This is a genomic window from Singulisphaera sp. GP187, assembly GCF_900129635.1.
Taxonomy (GTDB): domain Bacteria; phylum Planctomycetota; class Planctomycetia; order Isosphaerales; family Isosphaeraceae; genus Singulisphaera.
Map to the genome: position 1 here is coordinate 39,832 of NZ_FSRB01000004.1, position 14,129 is coordinate 53,960.

Below are 14,129 nucleotides of genomic sequence, written 5' to 3' on the forward strand. Positions count from 1 at the left end.
TTTCGACCGTGATATCCCCATCGACTTCGACCGCAGAGCAGGCGCGGACCGGCTATCGCTGGGCGGCGCGGGGCGACATCAACGCCTTCTTCGGACTCACGCTCGATAATCTCGGCGATATGATTCTGATGGCCGGCCTCCTCGTCGGCGTGTTCGGCATGCCCGCCGAATTCGTGCTCACCCGGATGATTCCGGGGACGGCCGTCGGCGTGATGGTGGGCGACCTGATCTTCACCCTGATGGCCATCCGGCTCGCCCGCCGGTCGGGGCGCACCGATGTGACGGCGATGCCGCTCGGACTCGACACGCCGAGCACCTTCGGCACGGTCTTCCTGATCATCGGCCCCTCGTTCCGCGCCGCGACCGCGCGGGGGCTCGACCCGATCGACGCGGCCCATCACGCCTGGTATCTCGGGATCGCCATGATCCTGGCTTCCGGCCTCTTCAAGCTCGGCTGCGCGGTGGTGAGCGGCCTGGTCCGAAAGATCGTGCCCCGCGCGGGTCTGCTCGGCTCGCTGACGGCGATTGCCCTGGTGATCATCAGCTTCTTGCCCCTCGTCGACATCGCGGCCCAGCCGATCGTCGGGTTCGCGGCCTTGGCAATCGTCTTGGCCACGCTCACCGCGCGGTGGGAGCTGCCTCGTCAGTTCCCGGGGGCACTGGCCGCCGTCGTCGTGGGCTGTCTGATCTACTACGGGATGTACGCCTTTGGCCTCGGTCCGGGGCTGGGCGGGGAGGGGGAGCAACCTTCCGCCCAGTTGCGGGCGGTCCTGCCACTGCCGATCGGCCCGTTCCTGTCCTGGCTCAATCAATATTGGCTCGAGGCGGTGAACTACCTCCCGGTGGCGATTCCTCTGGCCCTTGCGACGGTGGTCGGAGGGATTGACTGTACGGAAAGTGCGGCGGCGGCCGGGGACGACTACCCGACCGGCCAGATCATCGCCGCCGAGGGCTTGGCCACGGTCGTGGGGGGGCTGTTCGGCGGCGTGATCCAATCGACCCCGTATATCGGCCATCCTGCCTACAAGGCGATGGGAGCGCGGGCAGGGTATACCCTGGCGGCCGCACTTTTTGTCGGGGCCGCGGGGGTCTTCGGTTACTTTGACTGGTTCTTCTACCTGATCCCCAAAGCGGCCGTCTTCCCGATCCTGATTTTCGTCGGCCTGGAAATCACGTCGCAATCGTTCCAGGCGACGGCGGTCCGCCACTATCCGGCCGTTGCCCTTGCGTGCGTCCCCGCGCTGGCGTACCTCGCCCTGATCACGCTCAACCAGGTCCTCCCTTCGGTCGAATTCCAGGCCCTTCCCCCTCGGCCCAGCGCTGGGTCCAGACGGTCACCATCCTCTCGGGCGGCTTCATTGTGACCAGCCTGATCTGGGCGACGACCCTGGCCCACCTGATCGATGGTCGGATCCGGGCGGCGGCCGCCGCGATGCTTGTGGCGAGCGTGATGGCCTGGTTCGGAATTATCCATTCGCCGTTGCCGTCCGGGCCAATTGTCACCCCGCGCGTGGCGCTGGCGCGCCTGAAAGCGGAAGGACGAGACTTGGCTTCGGCGAACCAGACCCCCTATCATTGGGCTGTGGCCTACGGAGGGTTCGCGCTGATCCTCTTGATCATCGGAACGGTCGGTCGAGCGCCGGCGGATCCGGCGGTCATGTCACCCCCGGATCCTTGGTCCTGAGGGAAGCATGTATCATGCACGCACTCGTAGTTGATGAATCCTGTGACCGATGGTCCGACTGGTTCGAGCGCAGAGCCGGTCTTGATAATTTTGGCAATTTTAGGTATGAAAATTGCCATCGGGGGACTGGTGCGTGCGTGAACCCGATCGGTGGTCACGAAGGTCTACGGTCGGGTTAACCCATGTCTCCCGCCATTCTCGAGCGGTCCCCGAGGCCTCCGCAAGAATTTCCCAGGCCGACGTCGAAACGCTGGTGACTTCGGAATGTGATTGCAGGCTGCTGCCTAATGAGGCAGGTGGATGGCTTGAACCTCCTGGAATTGTCTCCGGAAGGTTTTGAACGCTTGGAAAATCTGGACTGAGTCTGTCATGCATAAGGGTATCGCGGTCAGTCCCGGAGTCGTGGTCGGCGTCGCCTATCGGCTCGACTCCGTCTTCGGATCGAGCGAACCGCAATGCCTGGAAAGTCCCGAGAGTATTCCGGCCGAGATCGAGCGGTTCGATCGGGCGGTCGTGTTATCGACCACCGAATTGGAAGCGATCGTGGTCAAGGTGGCCCAGCAGCTCGGGGGGAGCGAGGCCGACATCTTCAAGAGCCACCTCCAGATCGTCAATGACCAGACGCTTCTGGCCAAGGTCCGCTCGCTGATCGAGACGCAACAACTGACCGCGCTCTCCGCGCTCCAACTCGTGCTCCAGAGTTACGCCGCCACGTTCGCGCGGATCGAGCACGACTACTTTCGCGAGCGGATGACCGACATTCGCGACGTGATCTCGCGGATCGGCTCCCACCTGACCTTGCAGTCCCCGCTGATCCCGACCGGCACCCATGTCGATGGCCATGGCGACGAGCCCGTGATCCTGGTGGCGCACGAGATTCTCCCAAGCCAGGCGATGAGCCTGGGCAACTTGCCGATCGCCGGGATCGTGACCGAGACCGGAGGGGGCACGAGCCACGCCGCGATCCTGTCGCGAAGCCGAGGGATCCCGGCCGTATCCGGCGTGGTCGGCATCACCGGTGACGTCCGCTCCGGCGACCTCATGGTCGTCGACGGCCGCGATGGAGTCGTCCTGGTCCGCCCGGACCGCGAGACGACCGCCGCCTACCGTAAACTTCAGCGCGAGTTCTTCGACCTCAAAGACCGGCTCGTGCTCAATCGCGACCAGCCGGCCCGCAGTGCCGATGGTTCGCAGATCGAATTGCTGGCCAACATCAACAACCTGGCCGATACCCAGGCCGCGCTCAAGGTCGGGGCGACCGGCGTCGGCCTGTTCCGCACTGAGTACCTGTTCCTGACCCACCAGGACGTTCCCGACGAAGAGGAACAGTATCAGTACTACCGCCAGATCATCGAAGATTCTCCCAGCCGGTCAGTGACGATCCGGACTCTCGACCTCGGCGGCGACAAGACGGTCCCCTACCTGGGGCGGCGGAGTGAGGCCAATCCGTTCATGGGCTGGCGGTCGATTCGCCTCTCGTTCGAGCACCCGCGACTCTTCGAACGTCAGATCCGCGCGATCCTCCGGGCCGGACGGCACGGCAAGGTCAACATGCTCTTCCCGATGATCACGACCCTGGAGGAGCTGCGCTACGTCAACAAGCTCGTGGAGGAGACCCGGCGCAACCTCCGCCGCGAGGGCGTTCCGTTCGGCGAGGACGTCAAGACGGGCGTCATGGTCGAGGTTCCCGCCGCCGCCGTCTGCATCGACGCCCTGTTACGCGAGACCGACTTCATCTCGATCGGCTCGAACGACCTGATCCAGTACCTGGTCGCCGCCGATCGCGATAACCCCAAGGTCGCCCACCTCTGCGAACCCCTCAGCCCGGCGATCTTCAAGGTCCTCCAGATGGTCCTCGACGCCTGCCAGCGCACCGGGACTCCGGTCACGCTCTGCGGCGAAATGGCCGGCCAGCCCCGCTCCGTCCTCGCCCTGTTCGGAATGGGATTGCGGCGGTTCAGCATGAGCCCCGCATTCGTGCCGACGATCAAGGCCCTGCTCAGCTCGGTCACCACGGCGCAGGCCGAACGGTTCGCCCACCAGGTGCTCCAGCTCAAGACGAGCGAGGAAATTCGCACCTACCTGACCGCGAGACTTCATGAGATCTCGAGCGCTCTAGAAGTCTTTGATTCTGCATGACCTGTTGCTTGGCCGCTCGCTCCAAAGCGAGCACGGGCGCGTCCCAGGAAAGAGCGGGACGGGTCGAACCACGTTGTTGCCGTGCCGGGTCCGGCTTGCTACCCTAAAGGTCTCTCCTGGGATCGAAGTGCGTCCGCGCCCAATGGTTGCGAAAGCGAACCGAGGATTTTTCGGACGATTCCCAGAAATGAGAATGACGCGAGACGCGTTTCTTGATCGCGGGAATTTCGTCCGAACGAAGCAACAAATGATCTCGCTGGAATCCTCAGTCCTCGAAGCCACTTACGTCTCAATTTCTGGGTGGGGATTCACGGCATTGGCTTTGCTACGTGCTCTTGATTCCGATCATCTCGCCCGGTGCTCCCGCAAACGACATGATGAGTCGAGGGACCGCGGTTTATCGAGAGGCTGGTACCGACCGATGGCGAAACGTCTGAGCGTGAAAGAGATGCTGGAGGCGGCACGGCAGGGAGGGCCGGCCAAACCGGCCGATACCGAAGCGTCAGCCGCTCCCCCCGAGACACCCGATACTCCCGCCGTCGAGCCTACGGCCCCCGTGGCCGCAGCCGCGGCTCCGCAGCCTGCCCCCGCGGCGAACGTGCCGTCGGCCGCGTCGTTGGGCCGGCCTTTGACCCTGAAAGAGAAGTTGGCGGCGGCGCGGGCGGGTGGCTCCGTGCCCCCGGCTCCCGCCGCGGCGGCCTCGCCGGTCGCCTCCGCTCCGGAAGCCGCTGCGGCGAGCGTCGCGGATGTGGCCGCGGCGGAACCTGCGGCCGGGCCTGCCGTACCGGCCCCCGCGCCTTCTTTGGGTCGTCCCATGACGCTCAAGGAGAAGCTCGCGGCCGCACGAGTCGGTGGTACCACGCCAGCGGCCTCGGCGGCCACGCCGGCGGCGGGTAAGCCGGCTGGTGCCGCGGCGGCGGCAGGATCGTCCAAGGCGGCGGCCCCGCGAACGCTGCCTCCGCTCGACAAGATCACCGATCCCAAGGACCTGGCCGAGGCGCTCCGGCAGTCAGGGGCGAAGAAGGCCAAGGAGTCGGCGGTCGCCGCGGCTTCCAAGGCGGCCGAAGCGGCGGGGGCCACTCCGGCCAAGGCCGCGACCGCCGGCAAGGCGGCGGCCCAGAAAGAAGCCAAGCCGCAGTCGGTGCTCCCCAAGCCGAGCAAGGCCACGGCCGGCGTGGCCGGGGTAACCCGGCGCAGCTTCGCGGTGACGCCGGTCGGTTGGATCATCCTGGGCTGGGCCTCGTTCGCCGCCGGAGTGTCGCTCTTCTCGGCGATGCTCGGCCGGTTCATGTTCCCCAACGTGCTGGCGGAACCGCCGAGCACCGTCAAGGTCGGGCTGCCCACGAACTTCGAGCCCGAAGAGGTCAACGAACGGTTCAAGGCCGAGTGGGGCTTCTGGATCGTTCGCTCGACGCGTTACAACGGCGAAGACATCGTTTACGCGCTTCAGTCGGTCTGCACGCACCTCGGTTGCCCGCCCAACTGGCTGGGTGGCGAACAGAAGTTCAAGTGCCCGTGCCACGGAAGTGGATTCTACATTTCGGGCGTGAATTTCGAGGGACCCGCACCCCGGCCGCTCGAGCGCTTCAAGGTGACCTTGGCGGACGACGGTCAGATGCTCGTCGATAAGAGTCAAAAGTTTCAGCAAGAGTTGGGTCAGTGGTCGGAACCCGAGAGCTACATCACGGCCTGATCGTGAAGCCCGGGTTGTCACCGGCGGGGCATCGACAGGCTGCCGCTCGGGTCGTATCGTATCGCGATCAATTGAGCAATCACGACTTGCGGATCCGCGGCTCCGCCCCGGCGGACGCGTTCGGTTCGTCACCAAAGGACGATCATGGCCATCGTTGATAAGATCACTAAATCGATCACCGAGTCGCAGGTCTGGAAGAGCGTCTTTCGCCATCCGATGCCCACGGACCGGCGCAATCGCGTGGTCGTGATGCTCACCAACTTCTTTCTTCACTTGCACCCGGTGAGCGTCCGCAAGCAGGGGATCGCCCTGAGCTACACCTGGTGCATGGGCGGGACGACCTTCTTCCTGTTCATCGTCGAGGTGGTGACCGGCGTTCTCTTGATGTTCTACTACCGGCCCACGCTCGAGCACGCCTACAACGACATCCTGGCGCTCCGGGATGTGACCACCTTGGGGATCCTTCGCGAACTCCATCGCTGGGGAGCGCACGCGATGGTGATCGCGGTCTGGCTCCATATGTACCGAGTCTTCCTGACCGGGAGTTATAAACCGCCGCGCGAATTCAACTGGGTGGTTGGCGTCCTCCTGCTGGTGCTGACCCTCCTGCTTTCGTTCACCGGCTACTTGCTTCCGTGGGACCAACTGGCGATCTGGGCGATCACGGTCGGTTCGAACATGGCGCGGGCGACTCCATTACTGGGTGTGGAAGGCCCAGGCGCCTCGTTGATCCAACTGAATCATGTGAGCATGATCACGTCGGGCTCGGATGCGAAGTTCGCGCTCCTGGGTGGACGGACCGTCGGCGAAATGACCTTGAATCGGTTCTACGTGCTCCATTGCGTGGCGATTCCGCTGGCGGTCTCACTCTTGATCATGATCCACTTCTGGCGGGTCCGGAAAGATGGCGGGATCAGCGGCCCGATGTGACGATGGGACACGCCCGCCTGGGGTGTCAGTCCCCGCGTGTCCCTTGGGCGGGTCCTTTGAGCCACTAACCTTTCGAAAAGACGACCATGCATAAGGATCTGACCCCCGGTGTCATGACCGGGCTCGCCTGGTACTACCTCCTCGCGGCCATGCTCAACGCAGCCGCGGCGGCGTATGTCTCCTCCATGGAGATCGTCTCGGAGGGAGCCTCGCGCGTTGGGCTCGCTCCCCGGACACGCCGGCTCCCGGAATGGCTGATGATCAGCTTTTTCGGACTCTATGGTCTGGCCACCTTGTTGATCCTCGGGCGTGCCTACCTCCCGGAGGCGCCTCGGACCGCCTACATCCTCTGCGCCATCGGCAACTTCCTGGTGGCGATCGGCGCGGCGGCGGCCGCCGCCCACTTCAGCGAAGTGAAGGACGAGGGGCACGGCCGGGGCGACGAGGTGGGTCCGCCCAGCCTCGACGACCACCAGCCCGCGGTCGGACTCGGCAAGGCGATGAATCGCACGCTCTGGACCCTGATCTGGGGCTCGATCGCCGGGATCTTCCAGGTCATGGGCCTGGTCTACATCCTCGGGCGTGAGTTCTCGCTCCCGCAGTTCTTCCGCGACGGCGTCAACTTCGTCTCGGGGCCGACGACCTTCTTCATCGGTGCCACGATCGGTTTCGCCGCGATGATCGCCTACCGGCGTATCCTGGCCAACGGAATCGTGGCCTGGGGCCTGGTGAACCTGTCCTTGCTCGCGTTCGGTCTGAGCATGACCGACTTCGACTTCCGAGACATCGTCACCAAACCCGACAACGTTCCGATCGTCGGCCTGATGATCCTGGTCGGCTTCTTCACCTGGCTCAGCCTGCGCCGCGCGGTCATCAACGACTCGCGGATGGCGCTCGGGCTACCCAACCTCGAGGAGCTCGAGCCCGAAAAGACGCTGACCTGGCCCGACCTCGTGTACACCGAGCTGATCGCGATGGTGGGTCAGACGATCTTCCTCGTGGTTTGGGCGATCGCCCTCCAGGCGCCGCTCGAGCAGCCGGCCAGTTCCACCGTGGCCCCCAACCCGTCGAAGGCCCCTTGGTACTTCCTCGGGCTTCAGGAAATGCTCGTCTACTTCGACCCCTGGATGGCCGGAGTCGTCCTGCCCAGCATGATTGTCGTCGGCTTGATGGCCATGCCCTACATCGACACCAACAAGTCGGGCAACGGCTACTACACGATCAGCCAGCGCAAGTTTGCCTACATCACCTTCCAGTACGGATTCCTCGTGCTCTGGGTGATCCTGATCCTGTTGGGGACCTTCCTCCGTGGTCCGAACTGGAACTTCTTCGGCCCCTATGAATACTGGGATTTGCACAAGGTTATCCCACTCAACAACGTCAACCTCTCGGACATCTTCTGGGTGCAGATCTTGGGTCGAACCAAGCATGAATACATCCTCGTCCGAGAACTTCCCGGCTTGTTGGTTGTGGCGGCCTACTTCCTGGTCGTGCCCCTGATTCTGACGCGGATCTCGTTCTTCAAGAAGATCATCGCTCAAGGGGGCTGGCTCCGCTTTGCCGTGCTCACTCTTTTGCTCCTGTTCATGGCCAGCCTGCCCCTGAAAATGGTGCTTCGCTGGACCATCAACCTGAAATACCTGATCGCCATCCCGGAATATTTCTTCAACATCTAAAACAACCGGGATCGGGTGATGCTCCGCCACCCGGACCCGCGCAGGATGGACGCCCATGCCCGCAACTGAGGAAACTTACCGCAGTCAGCCGACCTTGCACGTCGTCTTCGCGATCTCGTCAATCGCGATGACGCTCGTCATTGTCTGGATGATCATGGCCGACCACCTCCGACCCTGGAAGAACGTCCAGCGCGAGTTTCACCGGATCGAGGAGGCTAAGCTCAAAGTCTCTGAAAAAGAGAAACTTCGTCTCCAGACGGAGAAGTTTGCGACGCAGATCAAGCAGCTCGACGTTCAGATCAGCGAGGCCGAACAACTCGAATATAAGAACGCCGCTGATATCCGAAAGGTCGACGCCGAGCTGCGTCAGGTCGGTGGCCAGAAAGACAAACTCGATACCGCCAAGAAGTTCCAGAAGGCGGAACTCGACAGCGTTCGCAGCCTCTACGACGGCATGATCGATCGCGATGAAAAGCGGGAAGCGCGGATTTACCGCGACACCATCATCGTCGAGTGTGAACGGAAGCTGCTGGAGTATTCGGAGGGTCTCGAGAAGGTTGAGGCGCAAGAGAAGGAGCTCAAGGCGAAGAAAGAGGCCCTGCTCGGTCACGTTGACGACCTCAAGAAGAAGCGCGAGACCCTCACGCGGGACGCCGACCGAGTCAAGCGGACGATCAAGCAGAAGGAAGAGCAGTTCTTCGGCCTGGCTGCCTGGCTCCGGAGCCTGCCGGGCATCGACCTGATGCCCCCGGACAAGATCCAGCAGATCAGTCTCCCCGACCTGACGATCAACTACAATTTCAAAGATGTTCCGCGCTACGACCGTTGCACGACCTGCCATCAAGGGATCGACCGGCTCGGCTACGAAACCGACGCTGATGGCAAGCCGATGAAGACGGTCTTCGCGGCCCATCCTCACCTCAGCGATGGCGCGACGGCCATCGACCCCCGCGGCAACGTGGTCAAGGCTGGCCTCTACCTCGACGGCAATGGGCCGCACAAGATCAACAGCTTCGGTTGCACGATCTGTCACGGCGGTCAGGGGTCGGGCACGGACTTCACCTATGCGTCGCACACCCCGAACGACCTCAAGCAGAAACATGAGTGGGAGCACACGAACAACTGGCAGGAGATTCATCACTGGGACGAGCCGATGTTGCCCTCCCGGTTCATGGAGTCGAGCTGTCTGAAGTGCCACCACGATGTGACCGACGTCCCGCAAGCCAAGAAGCTTCAGGCTGGGTTCGAGCGGATCACGAAGTATGGCTGCACCGGCTGTCATACGATTGGTGGCGAAGGGGCGTTCGGACCGGACCTGACCGATGAACGGCAGGTGGGGCCGAACCTCGGGCACCTCGCCTCGAAGGTCTCGCGCGACTGGACGGCGAAGTGGATCAAGAATCCGCACGCGTTCCGCCCCGACTCCCGGATGCCTCGGTTCTATGGCGTGTCAAATAATGACTCGCCCGCCGATGCGCCGAAGAACGACGCGGAAATCCAGGCGATCACCCACTACCTTTTTGCCACCAGCAAGCCGCCGGTCGGCTTTGTCGATCCCCCCGCCAAGAGCGACCCGGCGAAGGGGAAGGAACTGTTCCTCCAGAAGGGCTGCATGGCCTGCCACTCGCACCGCCCCTACGACAAGGGAGAGGTTCAGCGGGCGGATCGCGGCCAGATCAACCCGAAGTACCAGCCCGATGCGACGGCCACCCTCGACCCGAGCGGATTCCCCGAATCGGTGCGCAGCTATGCAAAGGCCGATTTCGGGCCGAACCTGTCGAACATCTCGGCCAAGTTCAAGTCGCACACCGAGGGGTACAAGTGGCTGGCCAACTGGATCAAGTCGCCCGAGGCCTACCATCCCAAGAGCCTGATGCCGAACTTGCAGCTCACGATGGAAGACTCGGCGAATATCGCCGCCTGGATCCTCTCGGTCCCCGGTGAGTGGCCCGTCCTGGTCGACGTTCCGGCCGCCGACTCGCCGACCGTTAAGGAAGGCCTGGACGAGCTGGTCCGGCTCTATGTCTCCAAGGGGGGGTATAAGCGGAACGGCAAGCTTGAATCCGTCCCGTTGAGCAAAGTGGATGACTTCGTCGCCACTGAGCTCTCACAGGAAGACAAACTGTTGTTCCTCGGTGAGAAGACGATTTCCCGCCTCGGCTGCTTCGGCTGCCATAACATCAACGGATTCGAGACCGCCAAGCCGATTGGCACGCCGCTCAATGGCTGGGGCACCAAGAGCCCCACGAAGCTCGACTATGGCCATATCGCCGAATACCTCATCGATAAGAATGAAGATGAGGACAAGGCGCGCGACGGCACTGACGAGTACTTCCAGGAACAGCTCGAGGATCACACTCGCGCGGGCTTCCTTTACCAGAAGCTGCACCGGCCGCGGAGTTATGACTACGCCAAGACGAACGAAGACATCAAAGCTTGGGATGAACGGTTGCGGATGCCTCAGTTCGCCTGGGCCGACAAACCGGAGGCGGTCGAAGAGGTGATGACCTTCGTGCTCGGCTTGACGGGTGAGAAGATCGCCAGCAAGTACCTGCCGAAGTCGCACTACAATCCGTCGCAGTTTGCGGTGGCGCAGGGAACCAAGCTCCTGAACCGGTATAACTGCACCGGCTGCCATGTCGTCGACATGCCCAAGTACACGGTGGCCGCGGGCAAGCCGCTTGAAGAAGCGTTCACCGACCTGAAGACGAACGTGAAGGTGGCGTACAACGGCCGAGCGAACGACTACCTCAAGGAGTTTTCCGCCGGCCTGACGTACGACCCCAAGACGACACCCGAGTTGACGCCGGACGACGGCCAAGGAGTGACGATCGAGGGGATGCCGATCGGTGTCTTCGAGGACGAGCTCACCGTCCAACTCTGGAAGCCGGTCACCATTCGCGGGTTCACCTTCCAGGTCGGCGATAACCTCACGCTCGACAAGACCAAGGTCACCAAGACCGAGGCCGAGGGGGGAACTTCGCCTGGCTCTATGCCGGCTATCAAGCGGAGAAGACGGGGAGTGACTTCTCCACGTTCTGGAACCGACTGCCACCGCCGTTGCTCCGTGAAGGGAAGAAGGTGCAAACCCCCTGGCTCACCTCGTTCCTGAACGACCCGTACGCGATCCGACCGGCGGTCAACCTGCGGATGCCCAAGTTCCACTTCGGCAAGTCGGAGCAACTGGCCGCCGGAGAAACGGCCGGACTGGCCAACTACTTCGCAGCCCGTGACGGCGCAGAGTTCCCCTACCAGCCGATCGCCGAGCGTGAGCAGGCGTACCTCGCCAAATTGGAGGCGGAGCATCCCGACTACCTGGGCGCGGGCTGGGACCTGATGGCCAAGGGGGCCTGCATTCAGTGCCACTCGCTCGGCCAGTTCAAGCCGACCGGTGGCGCGGAGGTAGTGAACGGCCCCGACCTACGTCAGGTTGGACCGCGGTTCCGGCCGGGCTATCTCGGAGAATGGCTGGCGAACCCGAAACGACTGGTCCCGTATACGGCGATGCCCCAGAACGTCCCGCCGCACGGACCCCCGCCGCCCTTTGTTCCCAAGACGTTCACGGACAAGCCGACCGCCATGGTCATGGCGATTCGGGATACCCTGTTGAACTACGTGAACGCCGTCGAGCAGCAACTGGCCACGAACTCCAAGGCCGGCACCACTCCGAAACCCGCGCAACCGACCAAGCCGGGCGCAACCGAGTAACGTCTCGGCCTCCGTCGTGAGGGAACCAACGGGTTCCCTCACCCTCGAGCCGTCCTCCCGCTGACCCCTCGGATGGGATCCCTGCTGTTGAGCAGGCCCGCCGAGGGGTCAAACGCCTTGAACTCCAGCTTCCAAGGCTCCGTCGTGCCGGGCTTCACAGGCCGGCGCGACGCGGTCATTCCCATCCTCAGGCACCAGGAGCTTTCCCCATGTCACACGCTTGGCCCCGCCCTTCGTTCATAGCCGGACTCGGTCTCGCAGGCGCCCTCCTGCTGACGATCAGCGGCTGCGGCGGCAAGGGACCGGAGACGGATGATTCGGTCGTCATCCCCGACCCGACCGTCGCCGCTCCCACCGCGGCTCCGGCGGATGGCGGCGCGGCTCCCGCTCCCGCGGCCACGACTGCCGCTTCGTCGACGTCCCCGGCTCCGACTGAGAACGTCAAGGCGGAAGGTTGGGGAACCCTCAAAGGGGTAATCACGTTCGAGGGCACGCCGCCCGCGCCCAAGGACCTGGTCGAGAAGGGGAAGGCCCCCAAAGACCCCGAGTATTGCGCCAAGGATCAGCCGATCAAGACGGAACGGCTGATCGTCGATGCCGGGAGCAAGGGCGTCAAGAACGTCCTGGTCTATATCCCCAAGCCGACCGCGGTGAATCCCGAAGCGAAGAGTGGCGCGGCGACGGCCGAGGTTGTGTTCGACCAGTCCAAGTGCATCTTCGAACCTCACGTGCTCGCCGTGATGACCGGCGCAAAGATTTTGCTGAAGAATAGCGACCCGGTGAACCACAACGTCAACTCCAAGCTCAAGAACAACGGGACCAACCCGAACGTCCCCCCGTCGAGCGAGTTGCCGTTCGTGACCCAAGGGGGAGAGAAGACCCCCGGCGAAGTCGTCTGCGACATCCATAGCTGGATGAAGGCCTATTGGATGGTGACCGACAGCCCCTACTTCGCGGTGACCGACGAGAAGGGGAACTTCGAGATCAAGAACGTCCCGGCCGGCACCCAGAAGGTCGTCGTCTGGCAAGAGGCTGTCACCGGTAGCGGCTTCGTGACCGCCCCCTCCGGCCAAGCAGTCACCATCGCCGCCAACGGCACCGGCACGCTCGACCTCAAGATCGACGCTGGCAAGGTTCGCCCGGAATAACCAGGGCCGGAGCGCTGGATTGCATGAACTCCCGCGACTGATCGCGAGGGCCGCCGTTCCTGTCTCTTCAGGAACGGCGGCCCTCGGTCATTTCATGGAGGGGATACCCTCGATCGGCTTGAACTGATACCATTGAAAGTCCGCCGTTTCTGCGAGGCAAGGGCCGCGCACCCACCCAGCGAAATAAAACACACTGCACACAAGGGTCGATCGTAATGAAGTTCGCGACACGATGGCTTTCCGCGGCCGCCGCTCGGGCTGCCGGAGTTTTGGCGGCTCTGACGCTCCTCACGGTGTCTGCCACGCCCAGTCAGGCGGCCCTGCCGATGGGCCTCCTCGGTGCTCAGCTCCCGACTCAGGCCGGCTTCGGCACGATCAAGGGCCGATTGGTCCTGGACGCAGCTGATGCGCCCGCTCGCGAAGTGCTTCAGCAGAAGGGCCAGGCCACGAAGGATGGCCAGGTCTGTGCGAAAGATGCGGCGATCCTCGACGATAAGCTCGTTGTCGATCCCAAGACCAAAGGGATTCAATCCGGGTTCGTTTACGTGGCTAAACCGAACGGCCAGAATCCTGAAGCCCTCAAAGAAATTCAGGTCAAGACGCCCAAAGTCGTCTTCGACCAGTTGAACTGTCGGTTTGTCCCCCACACCGTTGCCGTGACGACCGACCAGATCGTCGTTTTCAAGTCGAGCGACCCCACGAGCCATAACCTGCGGTACGCTGGGTTTGCCAACGGCGGCTTCAACCAGATGCTGCCCGCGAAAAGCGAGGTCGAGAAGCAGTTCGCGGTGGAGAAGCGGCCGATCGCCGTCGGTTGCGACCTCCATCCCTGGATGACGGGCTACTTGATGGTCTTCGATCATCCGTTCTTCGCCGTCACCGGCGAAGATGGCTCGTTCGAGATCAAGGGCGTCCCCGCCGGCAAGCAGAACGTCGTCGTCTGGCAGGAGAAGGCTGGGTATGTCACCCCGGGCCTCGCCGCTGGCGTTCCCGTTGAGGTCAAAGCCGGCGGCACCGTCGACCTCGGGGATGTGAAGCTCGACCCGAAGAAGATCAAAAAAAACTAAGCGTGGAACTTTCGTCGATCGGGGCCTTGCCGGTCGGTTCGCCCGGCCAAGGCCCTCGGTTCTTCCCCTGTACAAAAGGACGAG

General features: G+C 63.1%; 10 protein-coding genes. All 10 read left to right on the plus strand.

The window, feature by feature from the left end:
* The first annotated feature begins 8 nt into the window (after nt 1-8).
* Nucleotides 9-1,364 carry a SulP family inorganic anion transporter gene (locus BUS42_RS40735; protein ID WP_254054126.1) on the plus strand — a complete coding sequence of 452 codons (1,356 nt, stop codon included), beginning with the start codon at nt 9-11 and terminating at the stop codon, nt 1,362-1,364.
* Nucleotides 1,361-1,684, plus strand: a complete 324-nt coding sequence (locus BUS42_RS45895; RefSeq protein WP_254054127.1) for a hypothetical protein — start codon at nt 1,361-1,363, stop codon at nt 1,682-1,684. The genes BUS42_RS40735 and BUS42_RS45895 overlap by 4 nt, the downstream gene beginning before the upstream one ends.
* A 369-nt stretch (nt 1,685-2,053) precedes the next feature.
* Nucleotides 2,054-3,823, plus strand: coding sequence for a phosphoenolpyruvate--protein phosphotransferase (gene ptsP, locus BUS42_RS40740; RefSeq protein WP_074317672.1), 1,770 nt, complete (start codon nt 2,054-2,056; stop codon nt 3,821-3,823).
* A 421-nt stretch (nt 3,824-4,244) separates the two neighbouring features.
* Nucleotides 4,245-5,516 (plus strand): QcrA and Rieske domain-containing protein, encoded by a 1,272-nt coding sequence (locus BUS42_RS44575; protein WP_216821143.1) that lies wholly within the window; start codon nt 4,245-4,247, stop codon nt 5,514-5,516.
* A 144-nt stretch (nt 5,517-5,660) separates the two neighbouring features.
* Nucleotides 5,661-6,446, plus strand: a complete 786-nt coding sequence (locus tag BUS42_RS40750) for a cytochrome b N-terminal domain-containing protein (RefSeq protein ID WP_074317674.1) — start codon at nt 5,661-5,663, stop codon at nt 6,444-6,446.
* 86 nt (nt 6,447-6,532) lie between these two features.
* Nucleotides 6,533-8,122 (plus strand): hypothetical protein, encoded by a 1,590-nt coding sequence (locus tag BUS42_RS40755; RefSeq protein ID WP_074317677.1) that lies wholly within the window; start codon nt 6,533-6,535, stop codon nt 8,120-8,122.
* A gap of 55 nt (nt 8,123-8,177) precedes the next feature.
* Nucleotides 8,178-11,234 (plus strand): c-type cytochrome, encoded by a 3,057-nt coding sequence (locus tag BUS42_RS40760; RefSeq protein ID WP_074317679.1) that lies wholly within the window; start codon nt 8,178-8,180, stop codon nt 11,232-11,234.
* Nucleotides 11,204-11,830, plus strand: a complete 627-nt coding sequence (locus tag BUS42_RS40765; RefSeq protein ID WP_074317681.1) for a c-type cytochrome — start codon at nt 11,204-11,206, stop codon at nt 11,828-11,830. Before BUS42_RS40760 ends, BUS42_RS40765 begins: the two co-directional genes overlap by 31 nt.
* A gap of 209 nt (nt 11,831-12,039) precedes the next feature.
* Nucleotides 12,040-12,978 (plus strand): carboxypeptidase regulatory-like domain-containing protein, encoded by a 939-nt coding sequence (locus BUS42_RS40770; RefSeq protein WP_074317684.1) that lies wholly within the window; start codon nt 12,040-12,042, stop codon nt 12,976-12,978.
* Between the two features lie 215 nt (nt 12,979-13,193).
* Complete coding sequence (locus BUS42_RS40775; protein WP_074317687.1) at nt 13,194-14,045, plus strand: carboxypeptidase regulatory-like domain-containing protein; 852 nt, start codon at nt 13,194-13,196, stop codon at nt 14,043-14,045.
* The last annotated feature ends 84 nt before the right edge of the window (nt 14,046-14,129 follow it).